The 14,614-nt window shown below is 70.2% G+C and carries 16 protein-coding genes; 2 read left to right on the top strand and 14 right to left on the bottom strand.

The genetic code is table 11. The annotated features are described in order from the left end of the window. Nucleotides 1–87 precede the first annotated feature (87 nt). The 12 genes from G3N18_RS01065 to G3N18_RS01010 form a co-directional block, all read right to left on the bottom strand. Nucleotides 88–354, bottom strand: coding sequence for a DUF6112 family protein (locus tag G3N18_RS01065; protein ID WP_196382502.1), 267 nt, complete (start codon nucleotides 352–354; stop codon nucleotides 88–90). Beyond that, nucleotides 354–1,997, bottom strand: a complete 1,644-nt coding sequence (locus tag G3N18_RS01060; protein ID WP_196382468.1) for a M23 family metallopeptidase — start codon at nucleotides 1,995–1,997, stop codon at nucleotides 354–356. The genes G3N18_RS01065 and G3N18_RS01060 overlap by 1 nt, the downstream gene beginning before the upstream one ends. A gap of 19 nt (nucleotides 1,998–2,016) precedes the next feature. Next, nucleotides 2,017–2,688, bottom strand: a complete 672-nt coding sequence (locus G3N18_RS01055; RefSeq protein WP_196382467.1) for a hypothetical protein — start codon at nucleotides 2,686–2,688, stop codon at nucleotides 2,017–2,019. 77 nt (nucleotides 2,689–2,765) lie between these two features. Further along, nucleotides 2,766–3,788 (bottom strand): ParB N-terminal domain-containing protein, encoded by a 1,023-nt coding sequence (locus G3N18_RS01050; RefSeq protein ID WP_196382466.1) that lies wholly within the window; start codon nucleotides 3,786–3,788, stop codon nucleotides 2,766–2,768. Continuing rightward, nucleotides 3,785–4,648: a hypothetical protein gene (locus G3N18_RS01045; RefSeq protein WP_196382465.1), complete on the bottom strand. Its 864-nt coding sequence runs from the start codon at nucleotides 4,646–4,648 to the stop codon at nucleotides 3,785–3,787. The genes G3N18_RS01050 and G3N18_RS01045 overlap by 4 nt, the downstream gene beginning before the upstream one ends. A gap of 100 nt (nucleotides 4,649–4,748) precedes the next feature. After that, nucleotides 4,749–5,159 carry a hypothetical protein gene (locus tag G3N18_RS01040; protein ID WP_196382464.1) on the bottom strand — a complete coding sequence of 137 codons (411 nt, stop codon included), beginning with the start codon at nucleotides 5,157–5,159 and terminating at the stop codon, nucleotides 4,749–4,751. Continuing rightward, nucleotides 5,156–5,956: a DUF2637 domain-containing protein gene (locus G3N18_RS01035; RefSeq protein ID WP_196382463.1), complete on the bottom strand. Its 801-nt coding sequence runs from the start codon at nucleotides 5,954–5,956 to the stop codon at nucleotides 5,156–5,158. Before G3N18_RS01035 ends, G3N18_RS01040 begins: the two co-directional genes overlap by 4 nt. Further along, complete coding sequence (locus tag G3N18_RS01030) at nucleotides 5,956–6,888, bottom strand: bifunctional DNA primase/polymerase (RefSeq protein ID WP_196382462.1); 933 nt, start codon at nucleotides 6,886–6,888, stop codon at nucleotides 5,956–5,958. The genes G3N18_RS01035 and G3N18_RS01030 overlap by 1 nt, the downstream gene beginning before the upstream one ends. After that, on the bottom strand, nucleotides 6,888–7,967 hold the full coding sequence (locus G3N18_RS01025; RefSeq protein WP_196382461.1) for an ArdC family protein: 1,080 nt from the start codon (nucleotides 7,965–7,967) through the stop codon (nucleotides 6,888–6,890). The genes G3N18_RS01030 and G3N18_RS01025 overlap by 1 nt, the downstream gene beginning before the upstream one ends. A gap of 253 nt (nucleotides 7,968–8,220) precedes the next feature. Continuing rightward, a complete protein-coding gene (locus G3N18_RS01020; RefSeq protein WP_196382460.1) occupies nucleotides 8,221–9,051 on the bottom strand; it encodes a helix-turn-helix domain-containing protein in 831 nt (276 codons plus the stop codon). A 297-nt stretch (nucleotides 9,052–9,348) separates the two neighbouring features. Further along, nucleotides 9,349–10,251: an NADP-dependent oxidoreductase gene (locus G3N18_RS01015; protein ID WP_196382459.1), complete on the bottom strand. Its 903-nt coding sequence runs from the start codon at nucleotides 10,249–10,251 to the stop codon at nucleotides 9,349–9,351. After that, on the bottom strand, nucleotides 10,248–11,429 hold the full coding sequence (locus G3N18_RS01010) for an MFS transporter (protein WP_206692839.1): 1,182 nt from the start codon (nucleotides 11,427–11,429) through the stop codon (nucleotides 10,248–10,250). Before G3N18_RS01010 ends, G3N18_RS01015 begins: the two co-directional genes overlap by 4 nt. A gap of 114 nt (nucleotides 11,430–11,543) precedes the next feature. Between G3N18_RS01010 and G3N18_RS01005 the strand changes: the two genes are divergently transcribed. Further along, nucleotides 11,544–11,906, top strand: coding sequence for a MerR family transcriptional regulator (locus G3N18_RS01005; RefSeq protein WP_196382457.1), 363 nt, complete (start codon nucleotides 11,544–11,546; stop codon nucleotides 11,904–11,906). Nucleotides 11,907–12,005: 99 nt separating this feature from the next. Here G3N18_RS01005 and G3N18_RS01000 read toward each other — a convergent pair whose 3' ends face one another. Both G3N18_RS01000 and G3N18_RS00995 read right to left on the bottom strand, forming a co-directional pair. Then, nucleotides 12,006–12,674, bottom strand: a complete 669-nt coding sequence (locus G3N18_RS01000) for an NAD(P)-dependent oxidoreductase (RefSeq protein WP_196382456.1) — start codon at nucleotides 12,672–12,674, stop codon at nucleotides 12,006–12,008. Between the two features lie 11 nt (nucleotides 12,675–12,685). Continuing rightward, the gene (locus G3N18_RS00995) at nucleotides 12,686–13,870 is read right to left on the bottom strand and encodes an MFS transporter (RefSeq protein WP_206692838.1); all 1,185 of its coding nucleotides are present in this window, start codon (nucleotides 13,868–13,870) and stop codon (nucleotides 12,686–12,688) included. Nucleotides 13,871–14,002: 132 nt separating this feature from the next. Between G3N18_RS00995 and G3N18_RS00990 the strand changes: the two genes are divergently transcribed. Further along, on the top strand, nucleotides 14,003–14,605 hold the full coding sequence (locus G3N18_RS00990) for a TetR/AcrR family transcriptional regulator (protein ID WP_196382455.1): 603 nt from the start codon (nucleotides 14,003–14,005) through the stop codon (nucleotides 14,603–14,605). Nucleotides 14,606–14,614: the final 9 nt, after the last annotated feature.

Below are 14,614 nucleotides of genomic sequence, written 5' to 3'. Positions count from 1 at the left end.
GCCAGGTGCACCCCCGGCCCCTGGGTACGCGAAAAGCCCGCCCCGAGCGGGGCGGGCCGAAGCGATAAGAAGAAGACGGGTGGATGGTTAGAGCTGGTTGCCGATGGTGATGAGCCAGTTCAGCCAGGCGACGCCGGCGCCGGCGAGGATCGCGCCGGCGAAGGAGACGAACACGCCGGCCCGGCCGCGGTGAGCGAGCTGGTAGTTGCCGTTGCTGGAGCCGATCGCCCAGCAGATGCCTGAGACGATGAGCATTAGCACCGCGACGATGAGCACGAACATCAACACGGCGCCGGCGACCTCTCGGAGGTCCTCGATCCCCGACAGCCCCTCGAAATCCGGGAACACGCCCATCACGCCTCACCGGCCTTCACGGTGATGTGGAGGTGGTCGAAGTGTCCGCCGGTCACATCTGAGGGGTCGTGCATCCCGCCGCCGTTGTAGTCGCGCCAGCCCTCGTCGGCGCGGGCGAGGGACCAGATCGTGCCCTGCCAGATCAGGTATTCGACGCCGAGGGTCTCGGCGTGCTCTTGGAGCCAGTTGGTGACCTGCCACCCGTATTCGAGCTGGGCCGGTGTGGGGTACTGGCCGATCGCGTTCCCGAACGCCACATCACACGCCCGCCCGATCGGATGCTCCGATTTCGATCCTGGCCGGGGCGAGTAGCACGCCCACGTCGACTCCGGGAACGCGGCGAGGGTCTGTTCGTAGACGCTGCGCATCCGCACGGTGATCTGCCCATCCGTGGTGGGGTCGTCCACCAGCTCGTCCGGGTCGCCCTCGACCGGCGACGGATCACCCGCCGTGCCCTGCTGGGTGTCGCAGCCGTTTTGCCCGGGTGGGGTGACGTCGGACTCGTCGAGGTCGGCGGCGTCGTGGTCGTTGAGCCATTTCGCGGGGTCGATGTACTCGCCGTCGGTGCCGCCGTCGCGGACCTCGAAATGCAGATGCGGCCCCGTCGACATCCCCGACGATCCGACGTCGGCGATGCGCTGCCCGGCTCGCACCGTGTCGCCCGCGCTGACGTGGATGCCGTGCTCCCAGGAGTGCGCGTACGCGGTCGCGATCGTTCGGCCGTCGATGCGGTGCTCGATGACGACGAGACCGCCGTAACCGCCGGAGAACTCCGAGATCGTCACGATGCCGTCGGCGGCGGCGAGGATCGGGGTGCCGTCCGGGGCGGAGAAGTCGCTGCCGGTGTGGAAGGACTGCTCCCCGGTGATCGGATGCGTCCTCGGCCCGAACGGGCTCGTCGCAACCCAGGTGCCCTCCGGGAGTGGGAACACCACCCGCGCCGATTCGACCGACTCCGCGCTCACCAACGTCGCAGCACGGCGGGGGCCGGGGTCGCCGCTGCCGGTGAAGGCGGTGAGGATGTCGACTGCGACGGGCTCGTAGTTGTCGTACCGCTCCGGGAATGCACTGACTTCCACGGCTTGGGCGGCTTCGCCCTTGCCCATCTGCTCCCACCCGGGAATGTCCAGCAGCCCCCGCGGTGAGCCGGCGTTGGGGCCGCCCGGGCCGCCGAAGAACGCGGCGGCCTGGTAGTCGGGGTCCATGAGCTCGGCGACGGTGCCCCACCCGGAGGCCGGGCGCATCTGGAACAGGCCGAGGGAGTCGTGGTCTGAGCCGTTGCCGTCGTTCGGGTAGTCGCCGCTCTCCGGATAAGCGGAGGTGTTGGCGAGCATCCGCATGCGCGACTCGGTCAGCGCCGCCATCAGCGCGATGATGATCCCGTCGCGCCCGACCCCCTCAGTGGTCGAACCGGTCTCGATGATCGTGGCGGCGTGGGTGAGCTCGATTCGTCTGAGGACGATCTGTTCCCCGTTGCGGGTGGTGGAGGTCAGCTCGTCGGGGATGTCGCCGACCTGCACGCTGCCGCCAGGGGCCGCGCAGGACGCGGCGGAGGGGTTGACGAGCAGCCCGACCGAGACGAGGACGACCATCGGGCCGAGCAGGAGGAGGGCGGCGAGCCCCGCGATCGCTTTGCGCAGCATCAGCGTCTCCTCCCCGGTGTCAGCGCAGGGGCTGGTCGAGGACGGACAGGCGCAGCAGATAACACGGGTCGCCGTCGGGCGGGCAGGTCAGGAAGATCGTGAACGCCACCTCATGCGCACTCGACGTCGCCTCGTCATTCCAGATGCCCTGCCGGTGGCGGACACCCTCGACCGTGTACGCGGTGGTCCCGGGCGCCAGTTGCCCTGGCTGCGCCTGCGATTCGGCCTCCGCCCACGCGTCGGGCACGAACACACCGGTGATCTCCAGGCGCTGGGTCGTGGAGTATTTGCGCAGCTCGACCCAGGTGTCGCGGTTCGGGAGGTAGCCGGCGATATCCGAGGCCAGGCCCGCCTGCTCGACCCCGGAAGGGTCAGCAACGGCCAGGAGCACGCTGGTGTAGTCCAGCGGCATCAGCCCGGTGGTCGTATCCCACCCGAACAGTGCTTCGGCCACCAGCCGGGCGAACTCCTCGGGGTCGTCGGTCTCGGGGATCGGCGCCAGCTCCCGCGGCCCCTGCTCCGCGGTACTCGGTGCGGTCGGTGATGGGCGCGCGGGTGGCGGGTCGCTGGTGGTGCGGGGGCCGGAGACCAGGCCGTAGACGCCGACGCCGACCAGCAGCAGCGCGACGACCGCGGCCGAGATCAGGACGACCAGTCGGCGGCGGGAACGTGAAGCATCTGTCGAGTTCATGCCCACCAGGTGCACCCAAACGCACATCCGCCCCAGCACCCCCTACAGGGGTCCGGGGCGGCCAAGCAACGTGAGGATCAGAGGGCGCGCAGATGCCGCACCCCACCCTCACCCTCTTCACGGTCTTCGTCGTTGGTCTTGCGGTCGCGTGCGGCGCGGAGGGCGGTGGCGAAGCCGGCGGTGCCATCGGCGATCGTCAGGAACATCTCAATCTGCTCCTCGGTGAGCTCGCCGGCGAGCACGGCCGGGTCGTAATGCGTCCACCAGTCGACCAGTTCGCCCCAGATCACGACGAACGTGCGGGCCGTCCACACCGTGAGCCTCGCCGGCGCGGGAACGGCCGCCGTCTTCGTGCGGCGGGGCCGGTTCTTGGCGCGGGCGACCGCTTCCTGCGCGAGCCGGTCCAACTCCGCATCCCAGGTCCGGGTGGGGTCGTCGATGAGGGCGCGGACCTCCTCGAAGATCGGATGCACCGGCGCGCCCGCCTCGATCCGCGCCAACGCATCCGCGACCTGGGCTCGGGTGTCGTCGGGGAGGTCGTCACGGTCGGCGGCCTGCTGGATCGCCTCGATCTTATCCAGCGTCCGATACGACGCCGCGCCCGGGATCATCGCCGCCGCCTGCTGCCGCGCCTCACCCGCGGGCATCGGTGTCGGTGACGGTGCCGGAAATTTTCCGCCACCGTCCTCCCCACCCTCGCCGGTCTCGGACGGTTGGTGATCGGTGCTGAACCGGGAGGCTTCCTGACGGCGGGCCGCGTCCTCGGCGAGGAGGGTCTTGAGCTCGCGGTAGAGGGATGCGGCTTCCAGTGGGGTGAGGTCCTTGTGTAGAAGGTTGTCGTCCTGCTCGGCGAGGAGATGTCCGAGCCGGTCGGAGATCCCTTGCCGCACCCACACGTTCACGGTGCGCCAGCCGAGTTGCTGGATCGCGGCGAGCCGGCGCCTGCCGCACACGAGCACCCCGTCCGGGGTGATCGTCGGAGGCTGGAGCAGCCCGTCGCGAGCGATGGACGCGGCCAGGGCGTCGATGTCGCCCAGGTCGGTGCGGTGCCGGTTCCCGATCCTGATCGAGGACACGGCCCGTTCCAGCTCGATGCTCATCGCCGGCCCCCATGCCTCGGCGCCGCGAGTGACACGGTGAGCACGAGGTCGTCGTCGTGCAGCAGCACCGGCAGCGTCTCGCCGATCAGCAGGCGCAGCAGAATGCCCCGCCCCGCCGAGGTGGCGGCGACCCCGGGTGCGGGGTTGCCGAGCAGCGCCCGCAGCAGCGCCGTCCACGAGGAGCCGGGCAGGTCGAGCAGGGCGCGGGAGTGCTGGTCGCGGCGCAGCACCTCGAACGCGGACTGCCGCGACCCAGCACGGGCGAGGGCGTGGCAGACATGCTCGACCGCGGCGCGGGCGGTCTGGGCCGGCCAGCCGAGGACCGTGACGAACGCGATCGCGTCCTCCACCGCACTCGACGCCGACGTGACCACCCCCGCCGGCTCCACCACCTCCCGGTTCTCGTCATCGGGGTGGGGGTCGGTGATGTGGAACGCGGGATGGTAGTCATCCAGCGGGTTCTCGCGGTCGGAGAGGCGTTCGGCGTCGTGGAAGACCGAGTAGTGCGGGCGGCGCGCCTGATGCGTCGAGCACAGCAGTCCCTGGGCGCGCTCCTCGGCGATGCAGGTGATCCGCACCGCGTGGGTGACCACGCCCCACGGGTCGTCGGCCTCGCGCGCGGAACGGGTGCGCATCACATCGAACGCGGCGGCCGCCGCCTCCCACGGATCAAGGCCGTGCTTGCGCGCCAGAGCGGCGTACTTCTCGGCCGCGTACTGCATCAGCTTCGCGGCGGTCGAGTCGGTGCGCCACGCTCCCGGTCCTTCCTCGTGCAGCCGGGCCAGCAGGGCGCGCAGGCCCTCGCCGGTCGTGTAGTCCTCGCCGCCCGGGCCGGCGGCAGTTGTTGTGTGCGGGATCATCTCGGCACCTCCTGCCAGGCAGGTGCACGCCGGCTCCCACGAGCAGCCGGTTGGTCAGGGAAAGAACGTCGGATCGTAGACATGACGGCTCACCCCTGGGTCACTTCCTGCCCAGACCCGGCGCCTCGGGCGCGGGCTCCTCGCGGCCGAAGGCCGAGAGCGGCGGCAGCCGCCTCGCGCCCGCGGCGATCTGCCGACCGACATACGTGGCGCTGACCGCGATGCCGTGCCGGGTTCCACGAGCGAGCGTGGCGTCCAGGTCGATGCCGCGCCGCGACAGAGAGCCGCTGCCACGGGAGAGCAAGTCGGAGGCGCGCTCCCAGTCCACCCCGCGGGTCGGCCTCTCCACGTCCACGCCCTCCGCGCTTTGCTGCTCGCGGTCGACGTCGGCGGCCTGGATCGCTTCCGGTGCCATCCCCGCCGCCGGATCAGGCCGCTCCGGCCCTGCCGCCTCGGATGGTGGCGGTGGCTCGGGTGACTGCTGGTCGTGCGGGTGCTGTTCGGTGTTCATGACGGTTCCTCCTCGGCTTGTTCAGGTGGGGTGCCGGCCTCCTGCGGGCCGGACGACTCAGACACCTCGACCTCGGGCTCGGGTGGGCGGGGAAACCAGCGGCCCACGGTCGAGGGGTGCACATCGAGTTCGCGGGCGATCTGCTTGTTCGACCAGCCCGCCTCACGCAGCCGCGCCGCCCGCTCCCGTCGACCCACCCCTGCCTCCATCCCCGGCCGGGGCGCCTTGGCCTCAGCCGGCACGGGCTCCAGCGGTGCCGGGACGGCGCTCTTCTCCGTGGCCGGCGGCTCCACCGGCGCGGGCTCATCCGACGCCGCTGGGGCGGGAACATCCGTCTCGGTGCGGGTCGGCGGGAGCAGCACCGGAACTGACAGGTCGGCAGTCGAGGGGAGGTCGGTGCGGGTGGAGCGGATGAGCACGACGGTCAGATGCGTGGACGCGAGCAATACCAGGGGCGGGACGGCGGCGACCGTCGCCGCGAGGACTCCGGGAACGGTGGCGTCGGCGGTGACCAGGGCGTGAGCGGCGTTCGCGGTCACCGACACCAGCGCCCCTGCGATCAGCAGCGCCCACGGATACCACGCCGCCCGGCCCCCGTCGAGCGCGACCACGGCGACGGTCGCGACCACGATCAACCCATCCACCAGCAGCGGCCATATCCACGCCTGCCCGCCCCCAATTCCGGAACGGATCGCGAGGTCGGCAAGTGCGGTGAACGACAGCCAGAACGCGCCCGCGCCGATGAGCACGGTGCCCGACGCGGCCGTGACCACCGCCCACCCACGTCGCCGATTCATCACAGCCCCCTCACCGGCGCAACCCGCTGCTCCTGAGATGCGCCGACGGTGGCTCGCGCAGGCCCTCCGCGGGGCGCTCTGTTCCCACGGACTGAGGGCGGATCACCGTGGATGCGCTTGTAACCGGAGGCGACGGTCCGGGTGATCTCCCGAGACCCGAAGTCGGGCTGCTCGACCGTGAGCATCGCGTCCAGCGCCTCCCGATATGGCACGCCTTCCTCGGCGAGCACGCACGAGGCCCAAAACAGCTTCCGATTCCGATCGGTGCGCTCCCCGCCCAGCCAGTTCGCGAGCTTCTGCGGATCGGTCCGCCCCTGCCCGCGCATCCGGGGCGGGAATCGGCGCGGCGGGCGGGGCGGTTCGAGAAAGCCCCGCAGCCGGCCCGCGTCCAGCGGGTGTGCGGGCTCAGTGCCGAGCTCGGTGAGCCGGTACGGCACAATCTCGCCGTCGATCACGCGCAGCGAGGGTGGGGCGACGATGTAGCCGCCGTCGCCGCGGAAGTCGATCCCCGCATCCCCGGCCTGCCACGACCGCTGCTCCATCTCGTCGGCGGCTGGGTAGTAGAGGTGCAGGCCGCCCGTCGGCGTACGCGCCAGAAACTCCCACCCCGTGATGAGGCCGGCTCGGTCGGCGCGGTGCAGGGCGTCGTAGCCGTTCGTGCCGTGCACGTCCACATCCACCACCACCAGGCCGGAGGCAGCGCCGGTGGGCACGCCGATGTTCGCCTGCGGGAAGCGCCGCCACCACGCCTCGACCTGCCGCAGGTTCGTCGTCGCATCCCGGAAGCCGCGGCCGTGGCGGATCAGCGGCACCTTGTCGCGCGGCGCGACCGGGAACACCGGCACCCCCGCAGACGCAAGCCTGACCGCGGCCTGCGGGAGGGGCTGGTCGGTGGCGTCGAGGAAGAGCGCCGACAGATCACGGACCGTCATCACAGCCCCCGCCCCGCTCGCTCGGGCCGCGCCTGCCCAGGCTCCGCGGCGGGTGCCGTCCGGCTGGGCCGAGGTTCTGGCGGGCGGCGTTGGGTGTCGCGGTCGAGGCCGGGCGGGGTGCCGTCGCTCACCTGGATCGTGTCGAGCCCATCGAGGATGTCGATCGCGGTCTTGCGGATACGCTCCCCAGCGGCCTGGACCACCTCGACCGGGTTCTTCCCATCCACGGCCGCCGCCCACCCGGCCACGTACGGGATCGTGTACTCACTCGTGTCCATCCCGTGCGCAGCACCGATCATCAAAGCGACAGACTCGGCCTCGACCTCCCCGATCCCGCGATGCTGGCGGGCCTCCTCGGCGTCGGGGCCATGCATGAGGACGTGGGCGAGCTCGTGGCCCTCGGTCTTCACCTGCGCGGCGTCGTCCATGTTCGTGCGCACCGCGACCTGGCGAGTCTCGAAGTTCGTCAGCCCGTTCGCGCCGCCGATCATGCCCTCGTGCGGCACCCACAGCAGCTCGAACCCCTCCGCCTCGATCCGCCGGGCCAGCCCCTCCCGCAGCCCCGCCGGAGCCTCCCCGGTCAGCAGCTGCGGCTCCGGTTTCGTCGGGAGGGGGTCGCCGGTGGTCTGGGAGACATCCCAGACGTAGGCCGGTCGTACCCCGACCATCTTCGAGCGCACCGTCTCGCCCGGCTTCGGCTTCTCGCCCCGGTTCAGGCGCCGCCACGACGCCGGATCGGACGGGTTCGCGGACGCGAATCTGCCGGCGACCGGGGCGAGGATCTGGTACCCGGCCTGGCCTTTCTCGACCTGGCGGCCGAGCTGCTGCCACTGCTTGTACCCGGCGACATAGGTCGGGAACGGCTCCGGGACCCGGCCCTGCTCGAACGCGGCCTGATGCTGCTCCCAGATCAGCAGGACGTTGTTGAACGACCGCGACCGGAATCGGGCGGCGAACCGGAGCGCGTCGGCCCAGTCGTCACCGGTGACGAGCCGCTCGACCGCGACGGTGAGCTTGTCGTGGAGCTCGTCGAGCTTCGCCTCCCGCGCCTGGCGGGCCTCCTCTTGCCTCGTCGCCATCGTCGGCCTCCTCCCGAGCGGCCAGCCGCGCGAGGGGCTGCTGGCCTTCACCAGCGAGGTGAGCCAGGAGCTTCCGGCGAGTCAGACGGTCAGCGAACAGCGAGGTCGGTAGGTTGGCCATCAGGAACGCGGAGGCACCTGACGTAGGACATACCGGCCTACCTGCGAGCGGCACCGTGCGGAAGGAGAAGGTGGCCTGACCGGGATTTTCCCGGTCGAACTGTCCGCTTCCCGAAACGCAGAGGTGGGGTGTTCACGGCACGTCGGCAACGATGGGATGCATGTCGCGGTACCGGCTCGGCGTCACCCCGGTATGAGCGGCGAACGCCTCGATCGCACGCGACCGGCTCCGCCACCCGACCCGCTGCCCAGCTACAGCGACGGTGACGTTCATCTCCCGTAGGAGTCGCGCCATCTCCTGCACTCGCAGCATCGTTAGATACGCGGTCGGGGTCTTACCGAACGCGGCGGTGAACACTCGGGCAAGCTGCTTCGGGGAGAGCTGCACCAGCTCGGCCAGCTCTGTCAATGTCCACGGGTAGGCGACATCACGATGGAGCGCATCGCGCACGAGCATCGCCTCGCGGCGTAGCGGTCCAAGCGCTCGCTCATGAGAAGAGACCGGGCGGGAGCGGGCACGCTGCAACCTGGTCAGCCGCACCGGCGAGACGCGGACATACGGAGCGATGACATCCACGATCGCGAACCAGAGCGACTGCAACCGGGGGAAGCGTTCATGGAAATGCCCCTCGGCACTGAGCGCGACCAGCTCATCGAGCCACGGCAGCATCAGGCCCGCCCGATCGCGGCCCAGATGCAGAACTTGGGCCGGTTCGGAATAGACCTTCTCGGCGAAGCCCTGCGCGTCCAGTCGATCGTGCAGGATCGTGGAGTATTGCCAGAAGAACTGATCCAACGCCAGATCGGTGTCGACGTAGATCGTCGTGACCGTCAGCTGTCCCTCCGGTTCGATCCCGCAGAGGACGTGGGGTCCAAGGAGGATCGCGTCGCCGAAGCTGACGGGCTGCTCACCGAACTCGGAGGACACGATCGCCGTGCCATCGCGCACCACGACGAGCCGCACGCAGCCATAGGCGGCAGGCCCGATGGGGCGATGGAGCGTGCGCGTGCGGGCAGACAAAGGCGGGGAGAGTCGTGCGGCCACTCATTACTGCTGTCTGAGCCAGTGCTCTACTGCGGCCAGGCGATCAGCTGGTATCGGCACCTGCTCCGGTCGCGGCTCCGATGTCGGCGTAGCGGAGGGTTCGAGACTCGGCGCTTCACTCTGCGTTCGCAGGGTCCGAACGTAGGAGCTACCTGATCGGTGATGGTCTGAGACTGCCGGCTCTGGCTGCCGCTCGGTGTGCGGGTCAACGGTGTTCTACATCGCGATGACGATCTTGCCGAGCAGTCCGCCGGCCTCGGCCCGCCGGTTCGCTTGCGCGATGCTCGCGAGCGGGTACTGCTCGGCGACCCGCAACCTGAGCTTGCCCTCGTCGACGAGGATGGACAGTTCGCGCAGGCGCCGAGGATCGTGCTGGACATAGTTGTGCACCGCACTGCCTGCGCGCTGTTCGAGGGCGTCGGGGATGGTGTCGTCGCTGACCGTGACGAGCCTGCCGCCCTCGCGCAGCAGGTGCGGGTGGTCGAAGACGCCGGCGGTGTCGAAGATCGCATCGAACTCGCCCGCCGAGACCGGGTTCGAGTGCGCGGAAGCCGCCCCGAGACCGAGCACCGCGGATTCGTGTTCCGGTCGGGAGACCAGACCGGCCGCCCGGATGCCTGCGTGTGCGGCGAGCTGGACTGCGATGCCGCCGACAGCACCGGCGGCGCCGGTGACGAGCAGTTGCTCGTCGTCGCCGAGGTCGAGTCGCGTGAGTGCTTGGTCTGCGGTGAGTGCCGCTAGCGGCAGGGTCGCCGCGGTCTTCAGGTCGACCGTCTCCGGTGCCGGGGCGAGGCCTGCGGCGGGGATCGCGGCGTACTGCTGCCAGCTTCCCGCCCCGTCCGGCTGGGGCGGGTGCATTGCGATCACGCGGTCGCCCGGCGTCCAGCCGGAGCCTGCGGGGGCGGTGATGACGATGCCCGCGACATCCCAGCCCAGCACCGCGGGGAACCGGCCGACCTGTTGCGGCGTACCGGGGGTGCGGGTCTTCACATCGACGGGATTGATCGTCGAGGCGACGACAGCGACCAAAGCCTCGCTCGGGCCGGGCTCGGGGATCAGGGCATCGAGGATCGTGAGGACGTCGGGGTCACCATAGGTGGTGATGGCTGCGGTCTTCATGAGCGGGTCTCCTGTGCATCGGTGTCAGCGGTTGCGGTAGTAGATGGGTCGGAGCGCGGCGTGGCGCGGAGGGCGAGGAAGGTGAGGATCAGGCCGAGCGCCGCGAACACGGCGCCGCCGAAGCCGCCCCAGCGCAGCAGCCCGGCGGCGACGCCGAGGCCGCCGAGGGCGGAGCCGATCGCGTTCGCGAGGTTGAACGCGCCCACGTTGACCGCCAGCGACAGCGTGGGCGCGGCTCCTGCGTGGCGGAGCACGAGCGACTGCAGCGGGGCGATGGTCGCGGTCGAGAGCAGGCCCAGGATCAGCACGAGCCCGATCATCGGGATCGGATGCCCGGCTAGGAGCGGGAACGCGGCCAGGGTAGCGATGAGCGCGAGGAACACCCCGACCAGGGTCTTGCCGAGCGAGAGGTCGGCGAGGCGACCGGCGATGAGGTTGCCGACAAACCCACCAACCCCATAGGCGAGCAGCAGCGCGGGGATCACGCTCGCAGCGATGCCGGTGACCTCGTTCAGCAGCGGGACGAGGTAGGTGAACACGACGCTCACGCCCGCGAACCCGATCACCGTGGTCGACACCGCCAAAAGCACCGGCCCGCGCAGCAGGGTGCGGATCTCATCGCGCACCCCGGTCGTCGGTGCCGGGGTGCGGGGCATCGCGGCAGCCAGCAGCAGCACCCCGAGGGTGGCGGCAGCAGCGACGAAGACGAACGGAATCCGCCAGCTCGTCGTACCGCCCAGCAGCGCACCAAGCGGTACACCGAGGACGGTCGCGACCGTCAGGCCGGAACTGACGATCGCGATCGCCTGCCCCTGACGAGCCGGCCCCATCAAACCGGTCGCAGTCGTCAGCCCGATGGCGAACAGCGTGGCCTGACTGCACGCCGAGACCACCCGGCCCACAATCACCCACGCATACGTCGGCGCGAACACCGTCAGCACCGTGCCCGCGATGAACACGACCCCCAAAGCCAGAGCGAGGCCCTTGCGAGGAAACCGGGCAGTCAGCACGGTCACGATCGGGCCACCGATCGCGACCCCGAGCGCATAGGCGGTCACCGTCTGCCCGGCAGCGGCGATACTGACCGAGACGTCGGCGGCGAGCTGCGGCAGCACACCGGCGACGAGGTACTCGGCCGTGCCGGTGCAGAACACCAGCAGCACGAACCCGGCCAGCACCAGACCAGGCCGAGCACGAGTAGAAGCGAGAGAAGACTGTTCGACGTTCACCCTGCTAGGCTGAACCCTCACATCAATGTGAAGGCAAACCACTCGGCAGGAGACATCGTTCACATGCGCATCTCGGACGTCACCGACCGCACCGGCATCCCGGCCCGGCTCCTGCGCTACTACGAGGAGCAGGAGCTGCTCGTGCCTGCGCGCAACGCCTCCGGGTATCGCGACTACAGCGACCAGGACGTCGAGGTCGCCCGGCGCATCCGGCAGCTCCTCGACGCCGGACTCGGCACCGCGACCATCCGCACCGTGCTGCCCTGCCTCACCGAACGCGCGGGCCGTCTCGCCCCAATCTGCACTGACACGATCGACGACCTCAAGCGCGAGCGGGCCCGCATCGAAGCTTCCATCGAAGCCCTCGTCGCATCCCGAGACGCGATCCGCAGCGTCGTCGACGCAGGAGAGACCGCCGCCGTCTAACGCTCCGAAGCCCCTCGGTAGACCGAGATCGGCACGCCATACGTCCGTAAAGTAGTTCGGCGTCTGGATCGGTGAGCTCTTCACAGTCACTCCCTGCCGTCACTGCTCGATGTAGTGTTGCCAGGCGATCAATTGCGTACCCCTACCTGCGTTCACAACGGCCTCGACGACGGCGGCTCCGAAATCGGCGTAGCTGATCGCCCGGTCAGTGAAAGCAGTCTCATCCAAGGCAGGCGGGACGATCTCCCACCGCCCCGTCGCCGGGCCGTCAGGAACGTATGCCGGCGGTGGGATCAGGTACGCCCACGTATCTCCGGCGTTCCCCGCTTCGAGGTGGTCACGCAGCGCGGCGTGCGCATGTCCGCGCGGGAGCGTGGCCCGTGGGAACGCCGGGCTCTGCCAGAAGCGCTCACCTCCTGGCAGCCGGAGTGCGCCTGCTCCGCCGACGGTCACAATCCGGCACGCCCTGCCCCGCGTCTCCACGGCGGCGAGCAGTCGCTCGTGCAGGTCGATGAGCTCGGTCGGGGCGATGTCCTCGCGGAGCCGGATCGCGTTCGCCACAACATCCGGCCCGTCCATCGCGTGCCGGAGGTTCTCGCTGTCGGAGAGGTCGACCACAACGTGGTCGAGTGACGCCGCGGTCTCGGCGAGACGGCGGGTATCTGCCGGGTCGCGCAGCGCGGCGGTGACTTCCACCCCGGCCGGTAGTGCTTGGAGGATAGCGGCTCCGGTGCGGCCAGTCGCTCCGAGCAGGAGGATGCGGGTCATGTGGATACCTCCTATGCGTTCGCGCGGGTGAGTCGGGCGAACCCGGTCAAGGAGGCGACCGCGAGGCCGGCGAGCGCGGCGAGGGCGACCAGGAGAATCGGGAAGTCCAGGCGCAGGTGTGCGGTGAGGGGGCCGAGGCTGGCGCCGAGGAAGAGCACGAAGCCGTTGAGCGCCATGCCGCCGGCGCGGTTCGGGGCGGCGGTCTCGCCGAACAGGGTGATCATCGACGGCACGGCGAGCGCGACGCCGGTCACGAACACGAGGCTCGCCGCGGCGGTGCCGATCAGCGTTCCGGAGAGTACCGCTTCGAGAAGCAGGCCGACGCCGGCGAGGGCGAACCCGGCGCGGGCAACGCCGGCGACGCCGAGCCGCCGCGCGAGCACTCCGGCGAGCAGGGTGGCGAACATCCCCGGCAACCCGGCCAGGCGCAACCAGATCACCTGCGAGGCGTCCAGGCCCAGCGCGTCCAGGTGGGGGCCGAGGCCGGTGTACATCGCGACGAACGACAGCAGCAGGGTCAGGTGCGCGGCGCTCAGCAGCAGCACCGCCGGACGGGCGGCGACTCTGCCGACGGCGGCGAAGCGACGCACGAGGCTCACGCCGCCGCCGCTCTGCCGCTGAGACGGTTCTGCCATGAGCACGGCGACACCGATGAGGCAGAACCCAAGCACGATGCCCGAGAGGATGAACACCCACGTCCAGCCCAGAGCGAGCGTGATCGTGGAGGCGAGCACCTGGCCCGCGATCCCGGCGACGAGGAACGCCGTCGACATCGCCCCGATTGCCGATGCCCGCAGGCGCGGCGGGGTGGCCTCCGCCAGGTAGGCGAGCGCGACCGGCGCGAAGCTCGCCGCCGTCAGCCCCTGTACCCCGCGCAGCACGGCCAGGGCCGGTACTGAGGCGGCGAGACCGCACGCGATCGTCGCCACGGTCAGTGCGGCGAGGCCGATGAGCAGGATGCGCCTGCGGCCGTACTGGTCGGCCAACGGCCCCCAGATGAGAAACCCGGTCGCATAGCAGACGCTGAACACCGTTGAGAGTGCGAACGTCACATGGGCGCCGAGCGCCGCGCCGACCGGGGCGATGAGCGGGATCGCCGCATACAGCTGCATGAGGACGAACAGCGCCGTCACCACGAGCAGCACGACGGTGCCGCTCCCCGCCGGATGCTCCCTCTTGTCGTGGACGACGGTCACTTGGTCGGTTGAGCTTGCTGACACTCCAACCCCTTTCCAACGGTAACGTTGGAATTGACTGTAGTACGGTGGAGCCCGGGAAGCAACGCGAGCGTTGGAGATTCCGGCGGACGGCACGAGAGGGAACGGGCGATGGCGTGGGACACCGAGGGCACGAAACGCAAGATCCTCGCCGCCGCCGTGACCGAGTTCGCCGCGCACGGGCCGGACGGCACGACAATCGAGCGGATCGCGAAAGCCTCCGGCGTGAACAAGGAGCGCGTCTACAACTACTTCGGCGGCAAGCGCGAGCTGTTCGCCCGGGTGCTGCGCGAGGAACTCGCCAAAGTCGCCCGGGACGTGCCGGTCGAGTCGTTCGCAGTCGAGGACGTGGGCGACTACGCCGGCCGGGTCTACGACTACCACTGCGAGCACCCCGAGCTCGGCCGCCTGCTGCGCTGGGAAGGGCTGCTCTTCGACGCCGACGTGCCCGATGAGGAGCAGCGGCGCGACTACTACAGCTACAAGACCGCCGCCGTCACCGCCGGGCAGGACGCCGGCACCGTCACCCGCGAGATCGACGCGGATCACCTGATGTTCCTGATCCTGTCGCTGGCCGGCTGGTGGTCAGCCGTGCCACAGGTCGCCCGCATGATCACTGGCCCCGAAGACGACGCCGCGCACGCCCGCCGCCGCGCCTCCGTCATCACCGCGGCCCGCCGCCTGGCCGCGCCCGAGCGCACAGAACCCAGCTGAGACGTTGGC

It is taken from the genome of Microbacterium paulum (genome assembly GCF_015707995.1).
Classification (GTDB): domain Bacteria; phylum Actinomycetota; class Actinomycetes; order Actinomycetales; family Microbacteriaceae; genus Microbacterium; species Microbacterium paulum.
The sequence above is the reverse complement of the archived record's forward strand: the minus strand, read 5'-3'. Positions and strand labels throughout refer to the sequence as shown.

Excerpts from the sequence above, each read along its gene's own strand:
- G3N18_RS01050 (WP_196382466.1), bottom strand. The coding sequence starts at position 3,788 with ATGAGCATCGAGCTGGAACGGGCCGTGTCCTCGATCAGGATCGGGAAC.
- G3N18_RS01045 (WP_196382465.1), bottom strand. The coding sequence starts at position 4,648 with ATGATCCCGCACACAACAACTGCCGCCGGCCCGGGCGGCGAGGACTAC.
- G3N18_RS01005 (WP_196382457.1), top strand. The coding sequence starts at position 11,544 with ATGCGCATCTCGGACGTCACCGACCGCACCGGCATCCCGGCCCGGCTC.
- G3N18_RS00990 (WP_196382455.1), top strand. The coding sequence starts at position 14,003 with ATGGCGTGGGACACCGAGGGCACGAAACGCAAGATCCTCGCCGCCGCC.
- G3N18_RS01025 (WP_196382461.1), bottom strand. The coding sequence starts at position 7,967 with ATGGCGACGAGGCAAGAGGAGGCCCGCCAGGCGCGGGAGGCGAAGCTC.
- G3N18_RS01035 (WP_196382463.1), bottom strand. The coding sequence starts at position 5,956 with ATGAATCGGCGACGTGGGTGGGCGGTGGTCACGGCCGCGTCGGGCACC.
- G3N18_RS01040 (WP_196382464.1), bottom strand. The coding sequence starts at position 5,159 with ATGAACACCGAACAGCACCCGCACGACCAGCAGTCACCCGAGCCACCG.
- G3N18_RS01065 (WP_196382502.1), bottom strand. The coding sequence starts at position 354 with ATGGGCGTGTTCCCGGATTTCGAGGGGCTGTCGGGGATCGAGGACCTC.
- G3N18_RS01030 (WP_196382462.1), bottom strand. The coding sequence starts at position 6,888 with ATGACGGTCCGTGATCTGTCGGCGCTCTTCCTCGACGCCACCGACCAG.
- G3N18_RS01000 (WP_196382456.1), bottom strand. The coding sequence starts at position 12,674 with ATGACCCGCATCCTCCTGCTCGGAGCGACTGGCCGCACCGGAGCCGCT.
- G3N18_RS01055 (WP_196382467.1), bottom strand. The coding sequence starts at position 2,688 with ATGAACTCGACAGATGCTTCACGTTCCCGCCGCCGACTGGTCGTCCTG.
- G3N18_RS01060 (WP_196382468.1), bottom strand. The coding sequence starts at position 1,997 with ATGCTGCGCAAAGCGATCGCGGGGCTCGCCGCCCTCCTCCTGCTCGGC.
- G3N18_RS01015 (WP_196382459.1), bottom strand. The coding sequence starts at position 10,251 with ATGAAGACCGCAGCCATCACCACCTATGGTGACCCCGACGTCCTCACG.